Origin of the sequence: Arenibacterium halophilum, from assembly GCF_005938225.1 — a bacterium.
Classification (GTDB): Bacteria; Pseudomonadota; Alphaproteobacteria; order Rhodobacterales; family Rhodobacteraceae; genus Arenibacterium; species Arenibacterium halophilum.
This window is the reverse complement of the sequence record NZ_VCPC01000001.1, coordinates 815300-841131: the sequence shown is the minus strand read 5'-3', so window position 1 is coordinate 841131 and position 25832 is coordinate 815300. Positions and strand designations below refer to the sequence as shown.

The following is a 25832-nucleotide window of genomic DNA, read 5'->3' as shown; positions in this document are numbered from 1 at the left end:
ATGACATGCCTTGAATGATTAAGCGGCTTGCGCGTCGCCCTGGCCGAGTTCGTGCAGGGAGGTGGCCAGCTTTGCAATTTCCTTGCGCAGCGGATTTTTCGCCCCCGAAGACGCAAGGGGCTGGCCGTGGTCGCAGCTTTGCACAACCTGCTTGCCCCCATCGGGAAGCTGAAGATCAATAGAGATTCCAAGGCTTTCGGCCATGCGCTTCACACGGCTTTTGCCTGACAGATCGGTGAATTTCGGCGCGCGATTCAGGGCGAACCGCAGCTTGTTGAACGGCAGATCCTCGGATTGCAGCGCCCGTTTCAGCCGCAGGGCATTCTGGGCCGAACGCATGTCCAACTCGATCATGGCAAAGTAAACATGCGCGGCCTGCAACACGGTTTCCGACCACAGAACCAGCGTCGAAGGCATATCGACCACAACATAATCGAAATGGGCGCGCGCCATGTCGATCACCCGCTGGATATCTTCGGGGGTGATCAGATCCAGCGGCACCATATCGGCAGGGGCGGTCAGCACCTGCAGCTTGTCTTCGAAACTGACAAGCGCCTGGCCGAACACCTCTTCGTCAAGGCTTTCTGTGTCCTGCAACATCTCGAACACGGCTTCGCGGCGGGGCAGGTCAAGATAGGTCGACACGGCGCCGTATTGGAGATCGAGATCCAGCAGGCAAACGGTGGGCGCATCGGTCTTGGTGACATTGGCCAGTTCCCACGCAAGGTTCACCGCCATTGTCGTCGATCCGCAGCCCCCGGCCAGCCCGTGCACAACAAGCAGTGCGCCTTCTTTCTGAGCGCCCGATTGCAGCGTCGGCGTGGCATGGTTGCCGACGCCTGCCTGTGCGGGCGTTTGACGCAGCCGTTCTATGGCAGATTGCAGTTCGCGTTCGGGCAGGGGGTAGGGGACAAATTCATCGGCACCCTTGCGCAGCAACTGGTGCAGCGAGGCCGGCGTCACGTCTTCGGCGATCAGGATCACACCGATGCCGCGCGATTTGGCCTGAGCGATGATTTCGCTCATCAGAACGATGTTTTCCTCGTCCTCTCCGTCCAGCGCTAAGGCAATGAATTCAAGCGATTGCGCCTCTGGCTGGCCAAAGAATGCCAGCGTTTCCGCGAACCCCAGATCGCCCCAGCTTTCGCCAAGCGCGGCTTCCATGTCTTCGATCAGAAGATCGAAATTCTGGACGTCGCGGCTGACGGTGCACGCGATGATCGGGTTGGTTTCTGGTTGCGGCATTCCGCTGCTCATTGCCATAATCCTCTGGTTTCGAGGCTTGGCTGGCGGATTGCTGGGTCTTGTCCCGACCGTTCCTGTATCCGTCTGCCAGGCCCCCGCGCGCTCTTGCGAGTCGCACGTCGCCTATCGAGGACAAGGTGGCGGGCAATGTGGGCAATAATTAGGCCCAATCAGCCCAATTGTAGGGTACTGGGCGACGATCCGTCGCCCAGACCGTTATTGTTGTTGGACGAACCCGCCCGAGCCCTGACGGCCGGTGCGTGTGGTCGGAACAACCGCGCTTTGCACGTAGTCGCGATAGATGATCTGGGCGTATTTACCATCCAGAACCGTGGGATGACGGCTGACAAATCCCGAGACCTCGGTCACCGTGCGCCGGTTCTGACGCTCGCGGTTGGGGGTGTCGATCAGGGGGCGGGTTTCGCCATAGGACACCAGCGCCTCGAGCCGCGAGCGGCTGATGCCACGCTGCGACAGGTAGGCGACAACCGCATTGGCACGCCGTTGGCCCAGGCTGCGGTTATAGCCGCTGCTGCCCACCTTGTCGGTGTGGCCGTAGACGCGGAACCGGACCTCGGGGAATTGCCGAATCCAGTTCGCCTGCTGATCCAGCGCGGCGCGTGCACCGGCATCCAGAACCGCGCTGTCGAAGGCAAAGTTCACAGTCGAAGGCACTTCGGCCGCGAACCGCGTGCCAAGGCTGATGGCATAGTCCAGCTCGCCCCGCATCACCAACTGGTTGTTGTTGTTGGCATTGCCGAAGGTCTTCATGTCCAGCTCGTGGCCCGCTTCGCGGTCACAGGCTGTCAGGGCCAGGGCCAGAACCCCGATGGAAACGATCTTGTGCATGTGCCTTTCCCTCCGCTCAGTCCAGGACATAACCATAAGACCCGCTGAAATCCTGCTTGGCCACTTCGCCCACGGCACCTTTGGCACGGCGTGTTTGTGCGGTTTGTCCGAACAGGAACAGGTCCTTCTCGCTTGGGGGTTTCACCCGGTCGGTGGGCAGGGCAAAGGCCTCGCCCCGGGTGGGGGTGACAAGATGGGCGCTGATGATGATCACCAGCTCGGTCTGCTGCCGCCGATAGCTGGAGCTGCGGAACAGCGCGCCGATCACCGGCACATCGCCGATCCAGGGCAGCTGGCCCACGTTGTCCAGGAAATCATCCTGAATCAGGCCGGCAATGGCAAAGCTTTCGCCGTCGCGCATTTCAACCGTGGTCGAGGTTTCGCGACGCGTGAAGGCATCAATCTCGAAGCCGTTGAAGTTCACGCCGTTGGTCGGGTCAACCGCCGATACGGCAGCCAGCAGTTCAAGATTGATCACGTCCTTGTCGACGACGCGAGGCACAAAGTTCAGCTCGATCCCGAAGGGTTTGAATTGAACCGAGATTGCGCCGTTGTCCTGTGCGACCGGGATCGGGTATTCGCCACCGGCCAGAAACTTGGCTTCTTGCCCCGAGAGGGCGGTCAGGTTCGGCTCGGCCAGTGTGCGCACGACACCTTTCTGCTCCAGCGCCTCAAGCAGCAGGCCCACCTGCACCGACCCGGCGTTGAACCCGAACAGGACCGCGCCAGAGTTGTCGTTTACGGCCGGGATGTTGCCACCCAGCGTGTTGGTGACCGCACCCGAGTTGTTCAGCGTGCCGGTGCCCGCATTCAGCCCGGCATTGTTGCCGAAAACGGCCCCATTCATCGCCAGAGATGAGCTGAGCGATTTCGACACGGTGCGCTGCATCTCGGCAAATCGCACTTTCAGCATCACCTGCTGCACGCCGCCGACACTCATCAGGTTGGACACGCGTTCGGGGGCATAGCGTTCTGCCAGGTCCAGCGCGCGTTGCAGCCGCTGGCTGGAAGAAACGACGCCCGACAGCACGATGCCGTCATTGGCGGTGCGGACCTCGATCTTTTCGCCCGGAAGAATCTGGCGCAGCCGTTCCTTGAACTCGCTGACATCGGCCGCGACGCGCACGTCGACGTTGGTGATCAGCCGCCCGGTTGCATCCAGCAGGGTCAGCGTGGTCAACCCCGGCGATTTACCGAGAACATAAATCGTACGGTCCGAAAGTGAAGAAATATCGGCGATACCCGGATTTGCGATGCTGAGTTCGGCAAAGGGTTCGTCGCTTTCAACAACAATCGCCCGGTTCATCGGAACGTTCAGCGTTGCAGCCGTGCCCCGTTTGACGATGGTCAATGTCTCGGCCTGCGCAGCACCCACAATAGGCGATACGGCCAGAGCAAGCCCCAACAGGGCTGTCTTGCAAAAGTCCTTGAATGTCATGTGACCTGCCTCTCCGATCACGCCTCTGTTTCGGGTCTTTTTTGCCCGTTCTGGTTGTTACTGTGCGCGAGAAAGCGATTTCATGCAATAATCAAAGGGTTTTCTTGCGTTCCTTATGTGGATAACCGGCAACAACTTGGCGCGGCCCGGGGATGTCCCGAACCGCGCCATGTGCAGTTTTGCGATAATTTCGGCTCAGTTGGTGCAGGGGATCGGAATTTCGACCACTTCGGCGCCGCGGCGCGTGCGGATGGTGCAAACCCGTTCTTCCACCTTCTCGGGCGCGGCTTCGATCGCACCAAGACCCAGAAGCGAGCGTTGATCGACCTCGACCGCGCTGGCGATTGTGTCGTCCTCGGCCCCGACCAGCGACAGCGACAGGCGGCCGGTGCTTTGTGCCTGGGCCAGGGCGGCCACCTCTTCGGGGCGGGCCGAGACGGTGACGGTGCGGGCGATGGTGCCGCTGTCGATGTCCTCGCTTGCGCTTTGGTCGATGGCGATCAGCTTGATGTTGGCCTGGATCAGGCGGGTCACATCACCATTCGATCCGGCGCCGGTACCGCGCAGAGACCCCGTCCAGTAGACGTCTACCCGGTCACCCGGGCGCAGGAACCCCGACACGCCCGACGACACGTCAACGCGGATGGCAAAGGCGCGCATTCCGCGCTCCAGCCGCGAGGTGATGCCCGCGTCTTCGCCCGGCGCGGTCACCTTCATCGCCATGATCGCCTCGTCCTTTTCCATCGAGCGCAGGATATAGCGACGATCGGTCAGCTCAGGCGGGAACAGGGCGGCGCGATCGGTAAACGCGCCTTCGGGAATGGCGTTCTGGGGCCATTTTACGGCGCGCACGGCATCTTCCGTCAGGGATTCGCCATAGCGCAGGGCGCGAGTCGCAACGAATACATCGACCGTCGGCACCACCGCGGCGCGGGCCTGGCGTTCGCGGGCCAGTTCGGTCTGATAGGCGGCGATATAGTTCTTGGCCATCATCACGGCGCCCCCCGCAAGGGCCACCCCGACGATCAGGACCAATCCGAAAACTGCGCGCATGTTCTTACCCCTCGTTCGATTGTCCCTTCAGGACAAGGCCCAGCCGCAGCGGGCTTCATGAATGTCTGAGGGGGATGTTGGCAGGCCAATATGGCCAAAAAGCGAAATTGGGATGACCCGCGCGTGTTAAATACTGCGGATTATCCCGTTTTGTTTATGGGGCGATCACTCGCCCACCTCGACTGAGGTCAGATAGTTCCCCACACCGGTCCCAACGCCCCCTGACGCGGTCTGGATCGAGGTATAGGCAGCACCGGCCAGGGCCACGACGGCGGCGGTAAGAACCACCCAGTCGACTGTGACGGCGCCTTCCTCATCCCGACTAAAGCTTGTGAACTTCTTGAGCATGGTAACCTCTCAGGGTTGAATGCAGGTGAGCTGGAAATAAGGGGCCATGCCTTGAGTTTAAGACACGGCCCCCTGAATTTCCGGCAAGGCGGGCGGCTTATTCGCCGCTCGGGTTCTTGCCTTCGATGAACGATCCGGTCGACTCGGTCAGGCTGGTTGCGCCCGACTGGATCGACGAATAGGCGGCACCGGCCAGGGCCACAACGGCCGCGGTTAGCACAACCCAGTCAACCGTGACTGCGCCGTTTTCGTCTTTGCGGAAGTTCTTGAAAAACTTGATCATGGTACATCCCTCCAAAGGATCTCTCGTAAACTTGGTCAGGCCCTGCGCCGTCTCTCTCTGGGTCGGTCCTGTTCTTCCTCAGGCCCATTCGGCGTGGCGTGGAATGATTTAGCCGCCGGAATGGGGCATGAATTGGGCGGGATTTGACGTTTTTTCTGTTTATTTGGCGGCCAGCGGGCGGCGTAGGCACCAATAAGCCGAAAAGCCGCGCCAGTTTCCTGACGCGGCCTTTGAATTCGGGAAGTCCCGTGGCGAGGATTATTCGCCGCTCGGGTTCTTGCCTTCGATGAACGAGCCGGTCGACTCGGTCAGGCTGGTGGCGCCGGTCTGGATCGAGGTGTAGGCCGCGCCGGCCAGAGCAACGACAGCTGCGGTCAGAACGACCCAGTCCACAGTCACAGCACCATTTTCGTCTTTACGGAAGTTCTTGAAGAACTTGATCATGTTTCGTCCCTCCAAAGGATCGCATTGGTCAGTTTTGGTTCCGCGTCTTCCATGACCAAGCCGCTCTCTCTAAAGGCTTGTGGACGTCGCGATGGGATGTGTATCGCCATCGGTCATGTCAGGAATTGGGCCAAAACGGGGAAATTTTCGCGCCGCGACGGATAGGGGGTGGTTTGCATTCAAGTTGTTGATTTTGCTTTAATAATTTTCCGTTTTGGCGCTGTCTGGCGTGGCTGAACGATGCAAATAGGCGTCAATTCAGGCAAAATCGTCCCGTTTGCACCGGTTTTCTCTGGCCAAAGCAGGGGCAGGCAACCGATCAAGGACAAAAACCAGAGGCAGCGCGATGAGCAGGTTCGCGATCTATTCTCTTGTGGCTTTGGCCTTGGCCGGGGCCCCCTTGGCGCGGGCCGAGGCGCCTTCGGCGTTCCCCGAGTTCTCGGCCAAGCGTGTCGTGCCACCGGGCAAATCCGGGTTGCCGGGGGCCAAACCCGCCAATCGCCGCATTACCGTCCAGATCGACCCAGACGAACAGGCCCGCGTGCTGGCCGCGCGCCCCTTGCCGCAACCTGCGGCGCCCGAGGGCGAAGCGCCCGCCGGTCCGCTGGGCAAATACGCATGGTTCTGGGATCAGGTCTCGCCCGAGCTGACCAGCGCGGGTCCGGGCCGTCTTGGCCCGGCGCTGACAGCCATCGGGTCGCAAGGCAAGGTTGCCGTGCCGCGGCTGCAATCGTTGCAAGACATTGCCCGCAGCCAGGGCGTACCGATCCTGCGCAATACGGTGGGCACGCGGGTGTCGCCCGCGCTGGTGTTGGCGGTGATCGCGGTGGAATCGGCGGGGCGGGCGGATGCCGTCAGCCATGCGGGCGCCGCCGGGTTGATGCAGCTGATGCCCGCAACCGCCGAACGCTTTGGCGTGGCCGACCGGATGATCGCCGAGGAAAACATAAAAGGCGGCGTGCGTTACCTGGATTGGCTGATGGGCGAATTCGGCAACGATCCGATCCTGGTGCTGGCCGGATACAACGCGGGCGAAGGCTCGGTCCGCAACCACAATGGTGTGCCGCCCTTTGCGGAAACGCGCGATTACGTACCCAAAGTGCTGGCCGCCTTCCAACTGGCCAGCGGGCTGTGCCAGACACCGCCACAGCTGATTTCAGATGGCTGTGTTTTTGTTGCGATGAACTAGAGCGCAAAAAAAGAGGCGCGAACGCCTCCTTTCTCATGTGCGATGTACCGGCGATCAGACGATCGTGGCTTCGGTCGCGGCGCGCAGGTCCTGCTCGGTCACGCCATCGGCGCATTCGACAATCTTCAGCCCGCCCTCGACCACGTCCAGAACGCCAAGGTTGGTTATGATGCGGTCTACCACGCCCTTACCGGTCAGCGGCAGGGTGCAGGATTGCAGCACCTTGGATTCACCGGCTTTGTTCTGGTGGTCCATAACCACAATCACGCGGCCCACACCGGCGACCAGATCCATCGCGCCGCCCATGCCCTTGACGAGCTTGCCCGGAATCATCCAGTTCGCCAGATCACCGTTTTCGGCCACTTCCATGGCGCCAAGGATAGCTGCCGCGATCTTGCCGCCCCGGATCATGCCAAAGCTCATGGCGCTGTCGAAATAGGACGTGCGCGACAATTCGGTGATGGTCTGCTTGCCGGCGTTGATCAGGTCGGCGTCTTCCTCGCCCTCGACGGGGAAGGGGCCCATGCCCAGCATCCCGTTCTCGGATTGCAGGGTGATGTCCTTGTCGCCCACATAGTTGGCCACCAGCGTCGGAATGCCGATACCCAGGTTCACATACATGCCGTCTTCAAGCTCTTCCGCCGCGCGCGCGGCCATCTGGTTGCGATCCCAGGGCATCAGGCTTCCTCCTTCTTGCGCACGGTGCGCTGTTCGATCCGCTTTTCGTGTTCGCCCTGAATGATGCGATGCACGTAGATGCCGGGCAGGTGGATTAGATCGGGGTCCAGCTCGCCGCGGGGCACGATTTCCTCGACCTCGGCGATGCAGATCTTGCCGCACATGGCTGCGGGCGGGTTGAAGTTGCGCGCTGTCTTGCGGAAGATCAGGTTCCCGGTGTCGTCGGCCTTCCACGCCTTGACGATGGACAGGTCTGCAAAGATGCCTTCTTCAAGGATGTAATCCTGCCCGTTGAAATTCTTGACCTCTTTGCCCTCGGCAATCACGGTCCCGACGCCGGTTTTGGTATAGAAGCCCGGAATGCCGCTGCCACCTGCGCGCATCCGCTCGGCCAGCGTGCCCTGCGGGTTGAATTCCAGCTCCAGTTCGCCGCTCAGGTACTGGCGCATGAACTCGGCGTTTTCGCCCACGTAGGACGACATCATCTTTTTCACCTGACGGGATTGCAGCAGCACGCCAAGGCCGAAATCATCCACCCCGGCGTTGTTCGAGGCGACGGTCAGATCCTTGGTGCCGGCGTCACGGATGGCCGCGATCAGCAGTTCGGGAATGCCGCAGAGGCCAAAGCCCCCGGCGGCAATCAGCATACCGTCGAACAACACGCCATCCAGCGCGTCGGCGGCGGATTCATAGACTTTCTTCATCAGATACTCCCGCAGAACGTTCGCCTTTGTGTGCCGCCCGCGACGGGTGAAGTCAATCGGACGCAGCGTCAATAGCAGGAGAGGGGGCACCGCCGCGCGGTCAGTCGACGCATGTTAGCGCCAACTGACCGCGCGGCAGGCAATCGGGTTACTCTTCGGCCTTTGGGGCCTTCTTCGCCGGAGCCTTTTTCGCGGCCGCTTTCTTGGCCGGGGCCTTCTTGGCTGCCGGTTTCTTGGCGGCGGCTTTCTTGGGCGCCTTCTTGCCCGATTTGGCGGCGCGTTCGGCGATCAACTCGACCGCCTGTTCCATCGTCACCTGGTCGGGCTCGATGGTGTCGGGCAGGGTGGCGTTGATCTTTTCCCATTTCACGTAGGGACCGTATTTGCCCGACATGATCGACACGGGGCCGCCTGCCTCGGGGTGTTCGCCCAACTCGCGCAGAGGTGCGGCCGCGCGCCCGCGACCGCCCCGGCTGGCAACCTTTTCGGCCAGCAGCTGCACGGCGCGGTTCATGCCGACGGTGAACACCTCGTCCAGACTTTCAAGGTTGGCGTTGGTGCCGCCCCGGTCCGATGTGCTGGGCGCGTGTTTGATGTAAGGGCCATAGCGTCCGATGTTCGACCAGACCATCACGCCGTCTTCGGGGTGTGGGCCGATCTCACGCGGCAGGCTTAGCAGCATCACGGCACGCTCCAGTTCCAGCTCTTCTGCGGGCCAATCCTTGGGCACCGACTGGCGCGGGGGCTTCTTGTTCTCTTCCGTCACCGGGCCGCGCTGAACATAGGGGCCGAAGCGGCCTTTGAAGACGCGGATTTCGTCGCCCATGTCTTCGCCCAGCAGCTTGCCATCGGGCGGAATCGCGCCATCGTCTTCCGCACCCGGAGGGCCGAAGGCGCGGGTATAGCGGCACTCGGGGTAGTTCGAGCATCCGATGAAGGCCCCGCCAGAGCGCGCGGTGCGCATGGAAAGCCGCCCCTCGCCACAGTTGGGGCAACGACGCGGGTCGCTGCCATCCTCGGTCGGCGGGAACAGGTGCGGCTCCAGCACCTCGTTTATTTTCTCCAGAACGTCGGTGATCCGCAGCTCGCTGGTTTCGGCGATCGCGGCCGAGAAATCGCGCCAGAAGCGGTTCAACACGGCCTTGTAATCGGCATCGCCCGCGCTGACGTGGTCCAGTTCGTCCTCGAGCCCGGCGGTGAAGTCGTACCCGACGTATTTCTGGAAATAGTTCTGAAGGAAGGCCGTGACCAGACGGCCCTTGTCCTCGGGGATCAGGCGGTTCTTGTCCTTGCGGACGTATTCGCGGTCCTGGATCGTGGTGACGATGCTGGCATAGGTCGAGGGGCGACCGATGCCCAGCTCTTCCATGCGCTTGACCAGCGTTGCCTCGGTATAGCGGGGCGGGGGCTGGGTGAAGTGCTGCTCGGGCGTGACGCTGCGCTTGTCGGCCTTTTCGCCCTGGCTGATCTGGGGCAGGCGCTTGTCGTCGTCATCGGTCACCGCGTCGTCGCGGCCTTCTTCATAAACGCGCAGGAACCCGTCGAACAGCACCACCTGCCCGGTGGCGCGCAGCTCGACCTGGCCATCGCGGCTGCCCACGTCGACCGTGGTGCGTTCCAGCCGGGCCGATTCCATCTGGCAGGCCAGCGTGCGTTTCCAGATCAGATCGTACAGCTTGCGCTGGTCCGCATCGGTCAGCTTCAGCGCGTCCGCATCGGCGGTCATGTCAGTCGGGCGAATACATTCGTGCGCTTCCTGCGCGTTCTTCGCCTTGTTCTTGTAGATGCGCGGGCTGCCCGGCACGTAATCCTTGCCGAACCGCGCGGCAATCGCGTCGCGTGCGGCGCTGACGGCCTCGGGCGCCATGTCGATGCCGTCGGTCCGCATATAGGTGATGTGCCCGGCCTCGTACAGGCGCTGCGCCGCGCTCATCGTCTGGCGCGCGCCCATGCCGAACTTGCGGCTGGCTTCCTGTTGCAGGGTCGAGGTCATGAAGGGCGCGCTGGGGTTGCGGCTGGCAGGCTTCGCCTCGACCGAGGTGACGGTCAGATCGCGGCTGGTGATCGCCTGCACGGCCAGCTCGGCCTGGGTGCCGTTTTCGATGTCGTAGCGGTCCAGCTTCTTGCCGGCCAGAACGGTCAGCCGCGCCTCGTACTCCTGCCCGCGCGGCGTCGCCAGCAGCGCCTTCACGCTCCAGTATTCGCGGGCGCGGAACGCCTCGATCTCCATCTCGCGCTCGACGATCAGCCGCAGGCAGACCGATTGCACGCGCCCCGCCGATTTCGCACCGGGCAGCTTGCGCCACAGCACCGGCGACAGGTTGAACCCGACGAGGTAATCCAGCGCGCGGCGCGCCAGGTAGGCCTCGACCAGTGGCATGTCGACCTGCCGGGGGTTGGCCATGGCCTGCGCCACCGCGTCCTTGGTGATCGCGTTGAAGGTGACTCGGCTGACCGGCGTGTCCTTCTTGATCGACTTGCGCTTGGTCAGCGCCTCTTGCAGGTGCCAGCTGATCGCTTCGCCTTCGCGATCGGGGTCAGTCGCGAGGATCAATTCTCCGTCTTCAGCCAGCGCATCGGCGATGGCTTTGACATGCTTGCGGCTGTCGCTGGCAACCTCCCATTTCATGTCGAAATCATGCTCTGGGTCGACCGAACCATCCTTTGGCGGCAGATCGCGCACATGGCCGTAGGACGCCAGAACGGTGTAACCGGGGCCCAGATACTTGTTGATCGTTTTGGCTTTGGCCGGGGATTCGACAACAACTACGGGCATTTAGCTCTTAACCTCATGTGCGGATTCGGGGCCGTTCTATGATCGGGCTACATGTGGGGTGCAAGGGCTGATTGTCAATCCGCGCGAAAATGGCGCGGCGGTATGGGGTGGTTGCCGCAACAGTTTGCAGGCTGGATGCGTCAGTGCAGACGCGACAGCAGCCCGCCCGATTGCCGTTCCACCCGGCCGTCAAGTTCCAGATCGACCAGCGCCGGGCCGACCACACGCGCCGAAAGGGCCAGATCGCGGATCAGCTGATCCTCGGCCAGCGGGGCGGGGCCAAGTTTGTCGAGGATCTGGCGGTGCAGTGTGGCGATGTCGGGCGCCTCGCGTTCGGGCGGGGGCGGAGATTCGAACAGATCGGGTTGCGCAGGCTCCATCGGGGTCAGCGTCGACAGGATATCGTCGGCATTGCGCACGAGCAGCGCGCCATCGCGGATCAGCATGTTGCAGCCCGAGGCGCGGGCGTCGAAGGGGTGGCCAGGAACAGCCATCACATCGCGCCCCTGATCCAGCGCATCGCGCGCGGTGATCAGGCTGCCGGATTTGGCGGCGGCCTCGATCACCACAACGGCGCGGGCCAGCCCCGAGATGATCCGGTTGCGCGGCGGAAAGTGCCGCGCCTGCGGGTGCACGCCGATGGGTTGCTCTGACACGCGCAGGCCACGTTCGGCGATGTCGCGGGCCAGATCAGTGTTTTCCAGTGGATAGACGGCATCTACCCCGCCGGCCATCACGGCAATCGTTCCGGTGTCGAGCGCGGCCAGATGCGCGGCGGTATCGACCCCGCGCGCCAGCCCCGAGACGATGACATGCCCCGCCGCGCCCAGATCGGTGGCCAGCGCGCGGGCCATGCGGGTGCCAAGCGAGGAACAGTTGCGCGCCCCCACCATGGCGATGGCGGGCCGTTTCAGCAGCGAGATGTCGCCAAGCGCCCACAGCAGGGGCGGGGCATCCGCGATATCGGCCAGAAGAGAGGGATAGTCGGGGGTGCCAAGGCACAAGAGCCGCGCTTTGACGGCTCTTGCGGCCTTTAATTCGGCTTCGACCACACCGGGTGGGCAAATTTCATACCCGTCTATCCCGGCCTTGCGTGCCACTTCGGGCAACGCGGCAAGGGCATTCTGCGCCGTGCCATGCTCGGCCAGAAGGCGATGAAACGTGGTGACGCCCACCTTCCGCGAGCGCAACAGACGGAGCCACGAGAACCGGTCTTCTTCCGTGGTGGGTGGGAGTGGGGGGTGAGTGGAAGAATGTAATTCCCCGGTCATCCGTAACTCCGCCTGATTGCAGGATCATGGGTACACGCGCCAAGGTTAACAGGCCGTAAACCAGAATACGGATTTTGCGGATTCGCGAAAAAAATTTATGTCGCGGCGCCGCCCACCGTCAGGCCGTCGATCATGACGGTGGGCTGGCCCACGCCGACGGGCACCCACTGGCCATCCTTGCCGCAGTTGCCCAGTCCCGGATCCAGCGCCATGTCGTTGCCCAGCGCGCGAATCCGGTTCAGCGCGGTGGCGCCGTCTCCGATCAGCGTCGCTCCCTTCACCGGGGCGCCGATTTTGCCGTTCTTAACGCGATAGGCTTCGGTGCAGGAAAACACGAACTTGCCGTTGGTGATGTCGACCTGGCCGCCGCCGAATCCCACGGCCCAGATACCGTCTTTCATGCTGGCAACAATGTCGCTGGGGTCGGCGTCACCGCCCAGCATATAGGTGTTCGTCATGCGCGGCATTGGTTTATGCGCAAAGCTCTGGCGGCGTCCGTTGCCGGTGGGGGCGGTGTTCATCAGCCGTGCGTTCTGGCGATCCTGCATGAAGCCGACCAATATGCCGTCTTCGATCAGCGTGGTCTTGCCCGAGGGCGTGCCTTCGTCATCCACGGTGATCGACCCGCGCCGGTCGGGAATCGTTCCATCGTCCAGCACGGTCACCCCGGGGGCGGCGATTCGCTGTCCCATCAGACCGGCAAAGGCGGAACTGCCTTTGCGGTTGAAATCGCCCTCCAGCCCGTGGCCAATGGCCTCGTGCAGCAGGATGCCGGGCCAGCCGGGCCCAAGAACAACCTCCATCACGCCAGCGGGTGCGGGCTCGGCGCCAAGATTCACCAGTGCGATGCGCAGCGCCTCGCGCGTCTTGGCCTGCCAGTCGGCCGGGGCGATCAGCCCGTCGAGGCCAAGGCGGCCGCCGCCGCCGGCCGTGCCGGTTTCGCGGCGGCCGTTTTCTTCGACAATGACCGACACGTTCAGGCGGACCATCGGGCGCACGTCGCGCACATGCACCCCATCGGGGCGCAGGATTTCAACCTCTTGCACCGAAGCGGACAGCGCCGCCGAAACCTGCACCACACGCGAATCCAACCCGCGGGCAAAGGCGTCGATCTCGCGCAGCGTGTCGATCTTGACGGAAAACGCCGTGCCGCCAATGGGATCGGCATCGGTATAGAGTCGCCGGTTCGTGGGCGTCGGCGGCTCGGCCAGGGTACCGCCGCCATCGCCTACCGCCAGCCGCGCGGTGTCGCCCGCGCGTTTCAGTGCGGCCATGCTGACCTCGGTGGAATGGGCATAGCCGGCCACCTCGCCACGCACCGCGCGCAGGCCGAATCCCTCGGACGCATCGTAATTCGCGCTTTTCAGCCGCCCGTCATCGAACACCAGCGATTCCGATCGGCGGCGTTCCACGAAAATCTCTCCATCATCGGCGCCATGGGTGGCCGAGCGCAGTTCAACCAGCGCCTCGTCCAGCGGAAGCGTTGTTTCAAAGGGGCGAAACGGGGTGTCGGACATGCTGGCGGGCCTTTCTGGGTTGCGATAAATCGAAAAAGCGCCGTTTTGACGCAAGCATCAGTCTTTATCTGTCTGACGGAATATGGTTTTAACACGCAGCAAAGACAACGGGGCAGGCGTTCCGCCATGTGGCGCGCGCAGGTTTCGGTACCAACGCGATCAACCGATCAGGAACTGACATGAAAACTGCATTGACGCTTTCGGGCCTTCTCACAGCATTCTCGGCCCTGCCGGCCTTTGCTCAGGACGGGTTGGAGACCATCGGCAAACCGCACGCGGCGGGCACCGGCTTTCAGCCGGCCGTCACGCGACTCGCTCATGAACAGCAGAGTCTGGATCACCTGATTCTGATCATCATCGCGGTGATCTGCCTGTTCGTGACCGCGCTGCTGGCCTACGCGATCCTGCGGTTCAACGCCCGGGCCAACCCCAAGCCGTCGTCGTTCACCCATAACACGCCTCTGGAAATCGCATGGACGATCATCCCGGTGTTCATCCTTGTGCTGATCGGTGCCTTCTCGCTGCCGGTGCTGTTCGACCAGCAGGAAATCCCCGAGGCCGAGCTGACCATCAAGGCGACGGGCAACCAGTGGTACTGGAGCTATGAATACGTCGACCACGAGTTCGGCTTTGACAGCTTCATGCTGCAAAAGGAACAGCTGGCCGAGGCAGGCTACAGCCCCGATGAATACCTGCTGGCGACCGACACCGCCGTTGTCGTGCCCGTCGATACGACCGTTGTGGTTCAGGTGACGGCAGCCGACGTGATCCATTCGTGGACGATCCCGGCCTTCGGCGTGAAGCAGGACGGCGTTCCGGGCCGTCTGGCCGAACTGTGGTTCAATGCCGAGCAGGAAGGCGTTTACTTCGGTCAGTGCTCGGAACTCTGCGGCAAGGACCACGCCTATATGCCGATCACCGTCAAGGTGGTCAGCCAGGAAGCCTATGACGCATGGCTGAATGGCGCGATCGAGCAATACGCGGGCAAGCCGCTGCCGATCACCGTCGCGTCGCGCTAAGCGCGGCGTTTTTCGGGCCGATGCGGCCCGCTTGCCCCTGCCGGGACCGGCGGGGGTTCGGCAGGGCAGGGGCCCGGGGCCTGACATCCCTTGGCCAGACCGCCGACCTGACCGCCCGATCCGGGCGCCCGATCTGAACGAGTGACGCATGACCGACGCAAGCATCCCGACGCAAGCCACGGCAGGTGAGGCCGGTTTCGGCGATTATTTCGCCCTTCTGAAGCCCCGCGTGATGGCGCTGGTGGTGTTTACCGCTTTTGCCGGGTTGCTGGCCGCGCCCGGTTCGGTGCATCCGTTGGTTGGCTTTTGCGCGATCCTTTTCATCGCCGTGGGCGGTGGCGCCTCGGGCGCGCTGAACATGTGGTGGGATGCCGATATCGACCGGATCATGCGCCGCACCCGCAATCGCCCGATCCCCTCGGGCCGGGTGCAGGAAGGCGAGGCGCTGTCGCTGGGGCTGGCGCTGTCGGGCTTTGCCGTTGTCATGCTGGCGCTGGCGACCAATATCCTCGCCGGGGCGCTGCTGGCCTTTACCATCTTCTTTTACGTCGTCGTCTATTCCATGTGGCTGAAGCGCTCGACGCCGCAGAACATCGTGATCGGCGGTCTGGCCGGGGCCTTCCCTCCGCTGATCGGCTGGGTCGCCGTCACCGGCGAGATGGCGATGGAGCCGTGGTTGATGGTGGCGCTGACGTTCATGTGGACCCCGCCGCATTTCTGGGCGCTGGCGCTGTTCATGCGCTCGGATTACGACGATGCTGGCGTGCCGATGCTGACGGTGACTCATGGGCGCCGCGCGACCCGGGTGCACATTCTTGTTTATACGATCCTGCTGGCATTGCTGGCCGTAGGCATGGGTTTTACCTCGCTCGGCGGTCCGCTGTATCTGTCGGTGGCCGTGGTGCTGAACGCGCTGTTCCTGCTGGGGGCTGTGCGCATCTGGCGCCGCGATGAAACCGATGCCGAAGCGGATAATTTCGCGACAGAGCGCCGGTTCTTCCGCCTGTCTTTGCTCTATCTCTTCCTGCATTTCGGCGCGATTCTGGCCGAAGCCGTGCTGCGCCCCTATGGGCTGGGAGGCTGGGCATGAGCCTGCGACCCACACATGAAATCCACAATCGCCGCTTTGGCCGCAACCTGGGCCTGGGCCTTGTGCTGGTTGCCTTCGTCGCGCTGGTGTTCGGGCTGACGATCGTCAAGGTGACGGGCGGCGATTTCCAGATGCCCAAGGCAGAGGAGCTGAACTGATGGCGATGACCGGGCCGGGCAAAACCGTGGTAAAGCTGGTGGGCGTCGTCGCACTGATGGGCGGGCTCGCCTGGGCGTCGGTGCCGTTCTACAGCTGGTTCTGCAAGGTCACCGGCTTCGGCGGCGTGCCGGGTGTCTCGGCCAGCGGGGCCGATCACGTTCTGGACCGCACTATCAAGGTGCGTTTCGACGCCTCGACCGACCGCGACATGGCGTGGGATTTCAAACCGGTCGAACGCACGATGGAAATCAAGATCGGCGAAACCGGGCTGGCCTTCTACGAGGCGCACAATCCGACCGACCGGCCCATCGCGGGCACCGCCACCTATAACGTCTTCCCCTACGAGGCGGGCGGCTATTTCATCAAGATCCAGTGCTTCTGTTTCAATGAACAGGTACTGCAACCGGGGGAAACCGTGCAGATGCCGGTGACCTTCTATGTCGATCCCGAGATCGTCGACGACATCGACGCAAAGCATGTCAACGCGATCACGCTCAGCTATACTTTCTACGAAACCGATCTGCCCGAGGGGCTTGCCTCTCTTGACGCGGGCCAGCAAAACAACCTGAACTAAGCCGCAAGGTAAGGGACACGAAACCAATGGCGCATGCTAAAAACCACGACTATCACATTCTTGCCCCCTCGATCGCGCCCTTCATGGGTTCGGTCGCCGGCTTCATCATGCTGTTCGGCGCCGTGCTCTGGATGCACGAGGTCACGCCCTATGTGTTCTGGATCGGCTTTGTCGGCGTCCTCTACACCATGTTCACCTGGTGGAGCGAAGTCGTAAAGGAAAGCCACATCGGCGATCACACCCCCGTGGTTCGGATCGGCCTGCGCTATGGCTTCATCCTGTTCATCATGTCCGAGGTGATGTTCTTCTTCGCGTGGTTCTGGTCGTTCTTCAAACACGCGATCTATCCGATGTCGTCCTATGTCGGCACCGAATACATCCCGCCGGAAATCCACGCCATCGACCCGTTCCACCTGCCGCTGATCAACACGCTGCTGCTGCTGCTGTCGGGCTGTGCAGTGACATGGGCGCACCACGGGCTTGTGCATGGCAACGACCGCAAGGCACTGGTCAACGGTCTGGCCATCGGGATCGCCTTCGGCATCGCCTTCACCGCGCTGCAGGCCTATGAATACATCCTGCTGCTGACCCATGACGGCTGGGAATTCGGCGGCGACCAGTTCTATTCGAACTTCTTCATGGCCACCGGCTTCCACGGCGCACACGTTCTGATCGGGACCATCTTCCTGATCGTCTGCCTGATCCGGGCAATGCGCGGCGATTTCACCCCCGAGAAACACATCGGGTTCGAGGCGGCCGCCTGGTACTGGCACTTCGTCGACGTGGTGTGGCTGTTCCTCTTCGTGGCTGTCTACGTCTGGGGCACCTCGGGCTTCTGATCTGGCGATTGCGGGTTCAAATGCCCGCAGTCCCGTCCTATGACACGAGGCGCGCGCCGGCATGACTCGCCAGCGCGCGCCTTGATCTTTTCCGGGGTTCCCGTTCTGCATGAAACGCTTTGGCTTTCTGATCGTCTTTGGCCTGACCGGATTCGCGGTTCTGATCGGGCTGGGCATCTGGCAGGTGCAGCGGCTGGATTGGAAGCGCGGCATTCTGGCCGAGATCGAGGCGAAGATCGCCGCGCCCGAGGTGGGCTTACCCGACGCGCCCGATGCCGAGACCGACAAGTACCTGGCCGTGCAGGTCGCGGGCACCATCCTTCCGGGTGAGCTGCACGTTCTGGTGTCGCGCAAGAACATCGGCGCGGGGTTCCGCATCATCGCGCCGTTTGAAACCGATGGCGGCCGCCGCATCCTGCTGGATCGCGGGTTCGTGCCTGCGGCCCAGGCCAAGGACACGCGCAGCCTTGGCCCCGTTACGGTCGATGGCAACCTGCATTGGCCGGACGAGACCGACAAATACACACCGGAGCCGGACCTGAAAGCGAACACATGGTTCGCCCGCGACGTGCCCGCCATGGCCGCCGCGCTGGGGACCGAGCCGGTTCTGCTGGTCGCGCGCACCGATACCGGGCCGTCGCCCATGCCGGTCGGGACCGAAGGCATCCCGAACGATCACTTGCAATATGCCATCACCTGGTTTTCGTTGGCCCTGATCTGGGCGGCGATGACCGCATTTTTCCTGTGGCGCCCGGGCGCCCCCAAGAACGGCTGAGGTTCATGCAATATATCTCGACCCGCGGCAATGCGCCGGTGCTGAGTTTCGAAGAGGCCATGTTGACGGGCCTTGCCGGTGACGGCGGGCTTTATGTGCCTGAAACGGTGCCCACGCTGTCCGCCGACGACATCCGCGCCATGAACGGCCAAAGCTATGAAGAGATCGCCTTCCGCGTGATGCGCCCCTTTGTGGATGCCACGTTTTCCGATGACGACTTCCGCGCCATCATCGCCCGCGCCTACGAAGGGTTCGGCCATCTCGCGCGCGCGCCGTTGACGCAGCTGGACACCAACCACTTCCTGCTGGAACTGTTCCACGGCCCTACGCTCGCCTTCAAGGACTTCGCGATGCAGCTGATCGGTCAGCTGTTCCAGACCGCGCTGGCCCGCCGGGGCGAGCGGGTGACCATCGTGGGCGCAACCTCGGGCGATACCGGGTCCGCCGCGATCGAGGCGTTTCGCGGGCTCGACAATGTCGATGTGTTTATCCTGTTCCCGCATGGCCGCGTGAGCGAGGTGCAGCGCCGCCAGATGACGACCCCGGCCGAATCGAACGTGCACGCGCTGGCCGTCGATGGCGACTTCGACGATTGTCAGGCCGCGCTGAAAGAAATGTTCGCAGACCACGATTTCCGCGACGAGGTGCGGCTGGCCGCCGTGAATTCGATCAACTGGGCGCGGGTGCTGGCGCAGGTGGTTTATTACTTCTCTTCCGCCGTCAGCCTTGGCGCGCCCGATCGCAAGGTCAGCTTTACGGTGCCCACCGGCAACTTTGGCGACATTTTCGCGGGCTATATCGCGCGCCAGATGGGCCTGCCGATTGATCGGCTGGTGGTGGCGACCAACCAGAACGACATTCTGCATCGCTGCCTGTCGGGACAGGGGTATCGCAAGGGCGAAACCCGCCCCTCGGTCAGCCCGTCGATGGACATTCAGGTCAGTTCAAATTTCGAACGCGCCCTGTTTGATGCCTATGGCCGTGACGGCAAGGCCGTGGCGCAGCTGATGGACGAGTTGAAGACAGGCGGCTTTGACGTGAGCCAGGGCGCGATGGAATACCTGACCGAGATATTCGACTCGGGCGCTGCCAGCGAAGAGGAAACGCTGAAAACCATCGCCGAAACCCTGCGCGACAGTGCCGAGCTGATCTGCCCGCACAGCGCCGTCGGCGTGAAGGTGGCAAAGGCGCTGCGCGACACGGATGTGCCGATGATCACGCTGGCCACAGCGCATCCGGCCAAGTTTCCAGCTGCAGTGGAAGAGGCCAGCGGCCAACATCCGCCCCTTCCCCCGCGCATGGCCGATCTGTATGACAGGCCGGAACGGGTGACCCGGATCGCCAACGATCTGGCGGCGCTCAAGCAACATATCAGGGGAATGCGCTCCAAGTGACGGTGCAACAGGATCAACTGGCGAACGGCTTCCGTATCGTCTCGGAACATATGCCGGGCCTGCAATCGGCCTCGATCGGGATATGGGTGGCCGCCGGTGGCCGCAACGAACGGCTGGAACAGAACGGCATTGCCCATTTCCTTGAACACATGGCGTTCAAGGGAACCGAACGGCGCACATCCTTGCAGATTGCCGAGGCCATCGAGGATGTCGGCGGCTATATCAACGCCTATACCAGCCGCGAGGTTACGGCCTATTACGCGCGCGTGCTGGAAAACGATGTGCCGCTGGCGCTCGACGTGATCGGCGATATCGTGCTGAACCCGGTGTTCGCCCCCGAGGAAATCGAGGTCGAGCGCGGGGTGATCCTGCAGGAAATCGGCCAGGCCCGCGATACGCCGGACGATGTGATCTTTGACTGGCTTCAGGCCGAGAGCTATCACGATCAGCCGCTGGGCCGCACCATCCTTGGCCCCGCAGAACGGGTTGGCGCGTTTTCGCGCGCAGATCTGGCCGGTTTCGTGGCCGAGCACTATGGCCCCGGTCAGATGATTCTGGCGGCTGCGGGCGCGGTGGATCACGATGCACTGATGGCGGCTGCCGAAAAGATGTTCGGCCATCTGTCGCCCGTGGTGCAAGCCACTGTCGAACCCGCCCGCTTTACTGGCGGCGAGGTGCGCGAGGTCAAACAGCTTGAGCAGGCGCATTTCGCGCTGGCACTGGAAAGCCCGGGCTACCGTGACGATGCGTTTTACACGGCGCAGATCTATTCGAGCGTTCTTGGCGGGGGGATGTCGTCGCGCCTGTTTCAGGAAATCCGCGAAAACCGCGGGTTGTGCTATTCGATCTTCGCCCAAACGGGCGCCTATGCCGATACCGGGGTCACCACGATCTACGCCGGGACCAGCGGCGCGCAGGTAAGCGAATTGGCCGGGATCACGATTGACGAAATGAAGCGCGCCGCGACGGATGTCAGCGCGCAGGAAGTCGCCCGTGCCCGTGCCCAGATGAAGGCCGGGATGCTGATGGGCCTGGAAAGCCCGTCGAACCGCGCCGAACGTCTGGCCCGGCTGGTGCAAATCTGGGACGAGGTGCCCTCGCTCGAGCGCACGATCCAGAAGATCGACGCGGTCACCACTGGCGACGTGCGTGAATTCGCGGCGGAACTGGCGCATCGCGCGCCTGCGGCCCTTGCGCTTTACGGCCCGGTTGATGGTGCGCCCGATCTGGCGGCGCTGCAGGCGCGGCGCGCGGCCTGATGCGCGACGGGGCGTCACTGTCCTGCCCCGAAAGGGGGGGCGCATGATGCTGCTGGCCAAGCGCAAGCTGCGGATCGAAACCGAGCGGCTGACCCTTCGGCCGCCGGTTCATTCCGACTTTCGCGCATGGAGCGCACTGCGCCTAGAAAGCCGCGATTTCCTGACCAAATGGGAGCCGACCTGGGCCAGCGATCACCTGTCGCGCAAATCCTTCACCAACCGGGTCTATTGGGCGCAGCGCTCGGTCACCAGTGGCTCGGCCTTGCCGCTTTTCCTGTTCCGCCGCTCTGACGAGGTCTTGGTCGGCGCGATCACGCTCGACAATATCCGCCGCGGGCCAGCGCAGGCGGGGACACTTGGATATTGGACCGGCGAACGCTTCGCGCGCAGCGGTTTTATGCGCGAAGCGGCCGCAGCAGTTGTGCATCACGCTTTTACACGGCTTGATCTCAGCCGCATCGAAGCTGCCTGTCTGCCTGAAAATGCTGCCTCGCGCGGGCTGCTGGAAAGCTCGGGCTTCAAGTACGAAGGCGTCGCGCAATCCTACCTCCAGATTGATGGCCGCTGGCGCACGCACGTCCTTTACGCAGCCCTGCGCAGCGACCGCCGCGGGCGCACCGAAACCGGGTGATCACGGTGCGAATTCTTGCCTGCCCGGCGATTTCCCGTCTGGACGCGCGCTCCGGTTTTCAGTATCCCCCCGCCAGTGCCCCTATAGCTCAGCTGGTAGAGCAACTGATTTGTAATCAGTAGGTCCGCGGTTCGAGTCCGTGTGGGGGCACCACAACACCTTGAAAATTTTTGAAAATTCTTATCGCGGCGAATCGTCTGTCCGACCGTCCGAATCTGTTCTTGGCGGATGGTGGTTATTCTGGCCATCAATGGGCAAGCCCCGGCTTGAGCTATTTTCAGCGAAGTGCGCATACCGCGACCAAGAACTGGTTCCTCGGCCATCGGTGCAGCCGCGGGCCATGTCAGCCCAAAAGATGTCCTGCTGACGGATCGCGGAGCGACACCATCGAATGGGGCGCTGGCATCTGCGGCTTAAAGATCGGTTGCGCAGACCCGGCAATATCTTCCGCTGTTCACCTCGGCGGGAAGTGTCTTGCACGCAATGCAAAGGCGATTTGGCGGGCGCTGATTGAAGCAGATCAGCATTGCCAGTCCGGCAACCGGCAGGATTACGGCCAACAGCCAAGGCAGCGTCAGGACCGCCGCAGCAGATGCGATGGCCGCCACATAGGCGATAATGGTCATATCTCGTGTCATCCGAACCTCCTTGTTTGCAATGTTGGTCGATCTATCTGCGGGGCATGACAAAATGCGCCACCATCCACGCGCGCACGAACTGGCTGGACTGCTCAGGCGGGCGCGCGGCAGGAGAGACGGTTGGACAGTCGTAAATTATTGATTTCAAACGAAGCCAAATGCTTGGCCAAAGCCGCTAGACTGTTTTTGGACGGAATGCCCACGAGTCTTAGTCAACAGACCCGGGGTTCACGTCTCAGTCTGGCATCATATCGAAGTGGTAACCTGTTTGATATTTTTCCGTGTTGGCAGCCGCGGTGGCGGAGAGGCTCGCGGCGGCTGCCCGGCGGAAAACCCCGTACACTGACCGAAGTCGTTTTGACGACGCCCGCGTGCTCTGGCATGGTGTGACCGTTGCCGATGGGCGCGACGTGACAGGTGAACTTTCATGAAATTCCGTTTCCCGATCTTCATCATCGATGAGGATTTCCGATCCGAGAACTCGTCCGGGCATGGCATTCGCGCCATGGCCGACGCCATCGAGAAGGAGGGCTTTGAGGTTGTCGGGATGACAAGCTATGGCGATCTTTCGCAGTTCGCCCAACAGCAGTCACGCGCCAGCGCCTTTGTCCTGTCGATCGACGACGAAGAGTTCAGCCCCGGACCCGATCTGGACCCGGCGGTTCTGAACCTGCGCAATTTCATCGAGGAAGTGCGCTGGAAGAACGACGATGTGCCGATCTATCTGCACGGGGAAACCAAGACCAGCCGACACCTGCCCAACGATATCCTGCGTGAGTTGCACGGCTTTATCCACATGTACGAGGATACGCCCGAATTCGTGGCGCGCCATATCGTGCACGAGGCGAAGAAGTATCTCGAAGGCATCCAGCCGCCGTTCTTCAAGGCACTGCTGGATTATGCCGAAGACGGGTCCTACTCGTGGCACTGTCCGGGGCATTCCGGTGGCGTGGCCTTTCTGAAAAGCCCGATCGGCCAGATGTACCACCAGTTCTACGGCGAAAACATGCTGCGCGCCGATGTCTGCAACTCGGTCGAAGAACTCGGGCAACTGCTGGACCACGATGGCGCCATTGGCGAATCCGAGCGCAACGCCGCGCGAATCTTCAATGCGGATCATTGCTTTTTCGTGACCAACGGCACCTCGACCTCGAACAAGATGGTATGGCATCACACTGTTGCCCCGGGCGATGTGGTGGTGGTGGATCGCAACTGTCACAAGTCGATTCTGCACAGCATCATCATGACCGGCGCGGTGCCGGTGTTTCTGAAACCCACGCGCAATCACTTCGGTATCATTGGCCCGATCCAGCAGAGCGAGTTCGAGATCGACTCGATCCGCGCCAAGATTCGCGCCAATCCGCTGTTGGCCGATGTCGATGCCGATACGGTACGCCCGCGTATCATGACGCTGACGCAGTCGACCTACGACGGTGTTCTTTACAATACGGAAACCATCAAGGGCCTGCTGGACGGCTATATCGACAACCTGCATTTCGACGAAGCCTGGCTGCCACATGCAGCCTTTCACCCGTTCTATAGCGATTTCCACGCTATGGGTCGCAACCGGGACCGCCCGCGCCATTCGGTGACCTATGCGACGCAATCGGTTCACAAGCTGCTGGCGGGGATCAGCCAGGCCAGCCACGTGCTGGTGCAGGACAGTCAGAGCATCCCGCTGGACCGGCATCTGTTCAACGAAGCCTACCTGATGCACACCTCGACCAGCCCGCAATACAGCATCATCGCCAGCTGCGACGTGGCGGCTGCCATGATGGAACCACCAGGCGGTCTGGCTCTGGTCGAGGAAAGCATCGCCGAGGCACTGGATTTCCGCCGTGCGATGCGCAAGGTCGATGAAGAATTCGGCGAGGATGAATGGTGGTTCACCGTCTGGGGGCCTGATGATCTGGCCGAAGAAGGGATCGGCGAGCCGCGTGATTGGGTGCTGAAACGCACCGACTCGGACGGCGTGCAGCAATCCGATGGAGAAGACTCGTGGCATGGCTTTGGCGACATGGCGCGCGGGTTCAACATGCTCGACCCGATCAAGACAACCATCGTCACACCTGGCCTCAACCTTGACGGTCGGTTTGACGATCTTGGGATTCCGGCTTCGATCGTCACGAAATACCTGGCCGAACATGGCGTTGTCGTCGAAAAAACAGGCCTCTACAGCTTTTTCATCATGTTCACTATCGGCATCACCAAGGGCCGCTGGAACACGCTGTTGGCAGCCTTGCAGCAATTCAAGGACGACTACGCCAAGAACCAGCCGATGTGGCGCATCATGCCGGAATTCTGCGCCCGCCACCCGCGCTATGAACGGATGGGCCTGCGGGACCTGTGCCAGCATGTTCACAAGCTGTATGCCAAGTATAATGTTGCCGTCCTGACGACCGAAATGTACCTGAGCGATCTGACACCGGCGATGAAGCCGAACGACGCCTTCGCCTGCATCGCGCGCCGCACGACCGAGCGCGTCGCCATCGACGATCTGGAAGGCCGCATCACGACGAGCCTTGTCACGCCGTATCCTCCGGGTATTCCGCTGCTGATCCCCGGCGAAGTCTTCAACCGCAAGATCGTGGAGTACCTTCAATTCAACCGCGAATTCGAACAGGAATGCCCGGGGTTCGAGAATGACATTCACGGGCTGGTGCACGAAACCGGGTCAGACGGCGTAAAGCGCTACTACGCCGACTGCGTGGCGGAATAGGGCAGGCGGGGCGGGGCCATGTCAACGCTCCGCCCATTATCTACCGGAACATTTCGCGCTACGCGCGATGCCTCCGGCGGGGATATTTTGAGCCCAAAGAAGTAACGACTCTCACATTCTTTGGGCTCCAAATATCCCGGGGGAGTCACGTAGGGACGGGGGCAGAGCCCCCTTCTACTTCACTGCTGCTAGGTGACGGGAAGTCGCGCCGCATGCAGCGACCGAATCCTGTTACTCGGCAGCGGCGCGGCCTTGGCCCATGTACAGCTTTTGCATATCCACGAACGGGCCGTTTTCCAGCTGTGCGCGCACGGGGGCCCAGCCTTCGGGGGATAGCGCGATTTCGTCAAGCAGGGCGCGGGCCACGGCGAATTCATCAATCACCTCTTCGCTCTCGGCATCGACCCAGCGCATGGTGATCTTGTCTTCCGAAACATCTGTCACGCGCAGTTCGATACCCGGCTCCAGCGGTGCCTCGGGCAGGCGGCGCAGAACGTCGAGTTTCAGAAGCTCTGCCAAGGTGTCGTCGATGTCGTTTGCGCGCAAAAGCAGCTTTTCCCTCGCAGCGGGCCAACCAAAGGTCAGGCGCACGCTCAGCCCGTCGCCGATGCCTCGCGCAACGGGCGGGGCGCCAGCGCCATAGGTTTCATCGAATACGGCGGATACGTCGTCTTCGACCTCCAGGTAATCCGGCATCTGACGGGCGGGGTAGGCGGCCAACCAAAGGCCTGCGCCCACTTCGAGGTAGTTGAACAGCGGTTCCAGCCGGATCGGCGCTTCGCAGGCGCTGCAGGGGAAGACCTGGAATGCGCCGTCCGCTATTGCCTGTTTCAGATCGGGGCGTCGGTCGGCGTTTACGGTGTTGACCGCTTCGACCGGGGTCAGGGCCGCGCAGCTTGGGCAGGTCAGGGTGTGGGGCTGGAAAAGCGACATCCGGTAT

The 25832-nt window shown here is 62.3% G+C and carries 25 protein-coding genes and 1 tRNA gene; 12 read left to right on the top strand and 14 right to left on the bottom strand.

The annotated features are described in order from the left end of the window. Positions 1-18: 18 nt before the first annotated feature. The 7 genes from FGK64_RS04060 to FGK64_RS04030 form a co-directional block, all read right to left on the bottom strand. Positions 19-1257, bottom strand: coding sequence for a CpaE/TadZ family protein (locus FGK64_RS04060; protein WP_138862493.1), 1239 nt, complete (start codon positions 1255-1257; stop codon positions 19-21). A 204-nt stretch (positions 1258-1461) separates the two neighbouring features. Continuing rightward, positions 1462-2094, bottom strand: coding sequence for an OmpA family protein (locus FGK64_RS04055; RefSeq protein ID WP_138862492.1), 633 nt, complete (start codon positions 2092-2094; stop codon positions 1462-1464). 16 nt (positions 2095-2110) lie between these two features. Further along, on the bottom strand, positions 2111-3532 hold the full coding sequence (locus FGK64_RS04050; RefSeq protein WP_138862491.1) for a type II and III secretion system protein family protein: 1422 nt from the start codon (positions 3530-3532) through the stop codon (positions 2111-2113). Positions 3533-3727: 195 nt separating this feature from the next. Continuing rightward, positions 3728-4585: a Flp pilus assembly protein CpaB gene (gene cpaB / locus FGK64_RS04045; protein WP_138862490.1), complete on the bottom strand. Its 858-nt coding sequence runs from the start codon at positions 4583-4585 to the stop codon at positions 3728-3730. A 165-nt stretch (positions 4586-4750) separates the two neighbouring features. Next, entirely contained in the window at positions 4751-4933 is a 183-nt protein-coding gene (locus FGK64_RS04040) for a hypothetical protein (protein ID WP_138862489.1), read from the bottom strand. 97 nt (positions 4934-5030) lie between these two features. Next, positions 5031-5216 carry a hypothetical protein gene (locus FGK64_RS04035; protein ID WP_138862488.1) on the bottom strand — a complete coding sequence of 62 codons (186 nt, stop codon included), beginning with the start codon at positions 5214-5216 and terminating at the stop codon, positions 5031-5033. Between the two features lie 258 nt (positions 5217-5474). Then, positions 5475-5660 carry a hypothetical protein gene (locus FGK64_RS04030; RefSeq protein ID WP_138862487.1) on the bottom strand — a complete coding sequence of 62 codons (186 nt, stop codon included), beginning with the start codon at positions 5658-5660 and terminating at the stop codon, positions 5475-5477. 346 nt (positions 5661-6006) lie between these two features. On the opposite strand from FGK64_RS04030, the gene FGK64_RS04025 reads away from it, so the two are divergent. After that, the gene (locus FGK64_RS04025; RefSeq protein WP_138862486.1) at positions 6007-6849 is read left to right on the top strand and encodes a lytic transglycosylase domain-containing protein; all 843 of its coding nucleotides are present in this window, start codon (positions 6007-6009) and stop codon (positions 6847-6849) included. Between the two features lie 54 nt (positions 6850-6903). Here the strand turns inward: FGK64_RS04025 and FGK64_RS04020 are convergent, their stop codons facing one another. The 5 genes from FGK64_RS04020 to tldD form a co-directional block, all read right to left on the bottom strand. Further along, positions 6904-7527: a 3-oxoacid CoA-transferase subunit B gene (locus tag FGK64_RS04020; protein WP_138862485.1), complete on the bottom strand. Its 624-nt coding sequence runs from the start codon at positions 7525-7527 to the stop codon at positions 6904-6906. After that, complete coding sequence (locus FGK64_RS04015; RefSeq protein WP_138862484.1) at positions 7527-8231, bottom strand: CoA transferase subunit A; 705 nt, start codon at positions 8229-8231, stop codon at positions 7527-7529. The genes FGK64_RS04020 and FGK64_RS04015 overlap by 1 nt, the downstream gene beginning before the upstream one ends. Positions 8232-8379: 148 nt before the next feature. Then, positions 8380-11007: a type I DNA topoisomerase gene (topA, locus tag FGK64_RS04010; protein ID WP_138862483.1), complete on the bottom strand. Its 2628-nt coding sequence runs from the start codon at positions 11005-11007 to the stop codon at positions 8380-8382. A gap of 140 nt (positions 11008-11147) precedes the next feature. Further along, complete coding sequence (gene dprA / locus FGK64_RS04005; RefSeq protein WP_138862482.1) at positions 11148-12278, bottom strand: DNA-processing protein DprA; 1131 nt, start codon at positions 12276-12278, stop codon at positions 11148-11150. Positions 12279-12373: 95 nt separating this feature from the next. Beyond that, positions 12374-13795 carry a metalloprotease TldD gene (gene tldD, locus FGK64_RS04000; protein WP_138862481.1) on the bottom strand — a complete coding sequence of 474 codons (1422 nt, stop codon included), beginning with the start codon at positions 13793-13795 and terminating at the stop codon, positions 12374-12376. Between the two features lie 179 nt (positions 13796-13974). Between tldD and coxB the strand changes: the two genes are divergently transcribed. The 10 genes from coxB (at position 13975) to FGK64_RS03955 (ending at position 21688) form a co-directional block, all read left to right on the top strand. Next, on the top strand, positions 13975-14814 hold the full coding sequence (gene coxB, locus FGK64_RS03995; RefSeq protein ID WP_138862480.1) for a cytochrome c oxidase subunit II: 840 nt from the start codon (positions 13975-13977) through the stop codon (positions 14812-14814). A gap of 148 nt (positions 14815-14962) precedes the next feature. After that, entirely contained in the window at positions 14963-15904 is a 942-nt protein-coding gene (gene cyoE / locus FGK64_RS03990) for a heme o synthase (RefSeq protein ID WP_138862479.1), read from the top strand. Then, a complete protein-coding gene (locus FGK64_RS22110; RefSeq protein WP_171053962.1) occupies positions 15901-16062 on the top strand; it encodes a hypothetical protein in 162 nt (53 codons plus the stop codon). Before cyoE ends, FGK64_RS22110 begins: the two co-directional genes overlap by 4 nt. Beyond that, positions 16062-16637, top strand: a complete 576-nt coding sequence (locus FGK64_RS03985; RefSeq protein WP_138862478.1) for a cytochrome c oxidase assembly protein — start codon at positions 16062-16064, stop codon at positions 16635-16637. The genes FGK64_RS22110 and FGK64_RS03985 overlap by 1 nt, the downstream gene beginning before the upstream one ends. 26 nt (positions 16638-16663) lie before the next feature. Continuing rightward, positions 16664-17476: a cytochrome c oxidase subunit 3 gene (locus tag FGK64_RS03980; RefSeq protein WP_138862477.1), complete on the top strand. Its 813-nt coding sequence runs from the start codon at positions 16664-16666 to the stop codon at positions 17474-17476. A 109-nt stretch (positions 17477-17585) separates the two neighbouring features. Further along, complete coding sequence (locus FGK64_RS03975) at positions 17586-18251, top strand: SURF1 family protein (RefSeq protein WP_138862476.1); 666 nt, start codon at positions 17586-17588, stop codon at positions 18249-18251. A gap of 5 nt (positions 18252-18256) precedes the next feature. Beyond that, a complete protein-coding gene (gene thrC / locus FGK64_RS03970) occupies positions 18257-19645 on the top strand; it encodes a threonine synthase (protein ID WP_138862475.1) in 1389 nt (462 codons plus the stop codon). After that, positions 19642-20904 (top strand): M16 family metallopeptidase, encoded by a 1263-nt coding sequence (locus tag FGK64_RS03965; protein ID WP_138862474.1) that lies wholly within the window; start codon positions 19642-19644, stop codon positions 20902-20904. The genes thrC and FGK64_RS03965 overlap by 4 nt, the downstream gene beginning before the upstream one ends. Positions 20905-20950: 46 nt before the next feature. Beyond that, positions 20951-21535: a GNAT family N-acetyltransferase gene (locus FGK64_RS03960; protein WP_138863055.1), complete on the top strand. Its 585-nt coding sequence runs from the start codon at positions 20951-20953 to the stop codon at positions 21533-21535. A 77-nt stretch (positions 21536-21612) separates the two neighbouring features. Next, positions 21613-21688: transfer RNA gene (locus tag FGK64_RS03955), tRNA-Thr, on the top strand. A gap of 260 nt (positions 21689-21948) precedes the next feature. Here the strand turns inward: FGK64_RS03955 and FGK64_RS03950 are convergent. Further along, on the bottom strand, positions 21949-22173 hold the full coding sequence (locus FGK64_RS03950) for a hypothetical protein (RefSeq protein ID WP_138862473.1): 225 nt from the start codon (positions 22171-22173) through the stop codon (positions 21949-21951). A 427-nt stretch (positions 22174-22600) separates the two neighbouring features. Between FGK64_RS03950 and FGK64_RS03945 the strand changes: the two genes are divergently transcribed. Then, the gene (locus tag FGK64_RS03945; protein WP_138862472.1) at positions 22601-24892 is read left to right on the top strand and encodes an arginine/lysine/ornithine decarboxylase; all 2292 of its coding nucleotides are present in this window, start codon (positions 22601-22603) and stop codon (positions 24890-24892) included. Positions 24893-25123: 231 nt separating this feature from the next. On the opposite strand, the gene FGK64_RS03940 is transcribed toward FGK64_RS03945, so the two are convergent. Next, positions 25124-25825 carry a CpXC domain-containing protein gene (locus tag FGK64_RS03940; protein WP_138862471.1) on the bottom strand — a complete coding sequence of 234 codons (702 nt, stop codon included), beginning with the start codon at positions 25823-25825 and terminating at the stop codon, positions 25124-25126. Positions 25826-25832 lie beyond the last annotated feature (7 nt).

What these genes read in the sequence shown, in the direction of transcription:
- thrC (WP_138862475.1), top strand. Translation starts at nt 18,257, where the DNA reads ATGCAATATATCTCGACCCGCGGCAATGCGCCGGTGCTGAGTTTCGAA.
- FGK64_RS03980 (WP_138862477.1), top strand. Translation starts at nt 16,664, where the DNA reads ATGGCGCATGCTAAAAACCACGACTATCACATTCTTGCCCCCTCGATC.
- FGK64_RS04020 (WP_138862485.1), bottom strand. Translation starts at nt 7,527, where the DNA reads ATGCCCTGGGATCGCAACCAGATGGCCGCGCGCGCGGCGGAAGAGCTT.
- FGK64_RS04055 (WP_138862492.1), bottom strand. Translation starts at nt 2,094, where the DNA reads ATGCACAAGATCGTTTCCATCGGGGTTCTGGCCCTGGCCCTGACAGCC.
- FGK64_RS03960 (WP_138863055.1), top strand. Translation starts at nt 20,951, where the DNA reads ATGCTGCTGGCCAAGCGCAAGCTGCGGATCGAAACCGAGCGGCTGACC.
- topA (WP_138862483.1), bottom strand. Translation starts at nt 11,007, where the DNA reads ATGCCCGTAGTTGTTGTCGAATCCCCGGCCAAAGCCAAAACGATCAAC.
- FGK64_RS04030 (WP_138862487.1), bottom strand. Translation starts at nt 5,660, where the DNA reads ATGATCAAGTTCTTCAAGAACTTCCGTAAAGACGAAAATGGTGCTGTG.
- FGK64_RS04025 (WP_138862486.1), top strand. Translation starts at nt 6,007, where the DNA reads ATGAGCAGGTTCGCGATCTATTCTCTTGTGGCTTTGGCCTTGGCCGGG.
- FGK64_RS03975 (WP_138862476.1), top strand. Translation starts at nt 17,586, where the DNA reads ATGAAACGCTTTGGCTTTCTGATCGTCTTTGGCCTGACCGGATTCGCG.
- FGK64_RS04040 (WP_138862489.1), bottom strand. Translation starts at nt 4,933, where the DNA reads ATGCTCAAGAAGTTCACAAGCTTTAGTCGGGATGAGGAAGGCGCCGTC.
- coxB (WP_138862480.1), top strand. Translation starts at nt 13,975, where the DNA reads ATGAAAACTGCATTGACGCTTTCGGGCCTTCTCACAGCATTCTCGGCC.
- tldD (WP_138862481.1), bottom strand. Translation starts at nt 13,795, where the DNA reads ATGTCCGACACCCCGTTTCGCCCCTTTGAAACAACGCTTCCGCTGGAC.
- FGK64_RS03945 (WP_138862472.1), top strand. Translation starts at nt 22,601, where the DNA reads ATGAAATTCCGTTTCCCGATCTTCATCATCGATGAGGATTTCCGATCC.
- FGK64_RS03985 (WP_138862478.1), top strand. Translation starts at nt 16,062, where the DNA reads ATGGCGATGACCGGGCCGGGCAAAACCGTGGTAAAGCTGGTGGGCGTC.
- dprA (WP_138862482.1), bottom strand. Translation starts at nt 12,278, where the DNA reads ATGACCGGGGAATTACATTCTTCCACTCACCCCCCACTCCCACCCACC.
- FGK64_RS04050 (WP_138862491.1), bottom strand. Translation starts at nt 3,532, where the DNA reads ATGACATTCAAGGACTTTTGCAAGACAGCCCTGTTGGGGCTTGCTCTG.
- FGK64_RS03950 (WP_138862473.1), bottom strand. Translation starts at nt 22,173, where the DNA reads ATGACACGAGATATGACCATTATCGCCTATGTGGCGGCCATCGCATCT.
- cyoE (WP_138862479.1), top strand. Translation starts at nt 14,963, where the DNA reads ATGACCGACGCAAGCATCCCGACGCAAGCCACGGCAGGTGAGGCCGGT.
- FGK64_RS22110 (WP_171053962.1), top strand. Translation starts at nt 15,901, where the DNA reads ATGAGCCTGCGACCCACACATGAAATCCACAATCGCCGCTTTGGCCGC.
- FGK64_RS04035 (WP_138862488.1), bottom strand. Translation starts at nt 5,216, where the DNA reads ATGATCAAGTTTTTCAAGAACTTCCGCAAAGACGAAAACGGCGCAGTC.
- FGK64_RS03940 (WP_138862471.1), bottom strand. Translation starts at nt 25,825, where the DNA reads ATGTCGCTTTTCCAGCCCCACACCCTGACCTGCCCAAGCTGCGCGGCC.
- FGK64_RS04015 (WP_138862484.1), bottom strand. Translation starts at nt 8,231, where the DNA reads ATGAAGAAAGTCTATGAATCCGCCGCCGACGCGCTGGATGGCGTGTTG.
- cpaB (WP_138862490.1), bottom strand. Translation starts at nt 4,585, where the DNA reads ATGCGCGCAGTTTTCGGATTGGTCCTGATCGTCGGGGTGGCCCTTGCG.
- FGK64_RS04060 (WP_138862493.1), bottom strand. Translation starts at nt 1,257, where the DNA reads ATGAGCAGCGGAATGCCGCAACCAGAAACCAACCCGATCATCGCGTGC.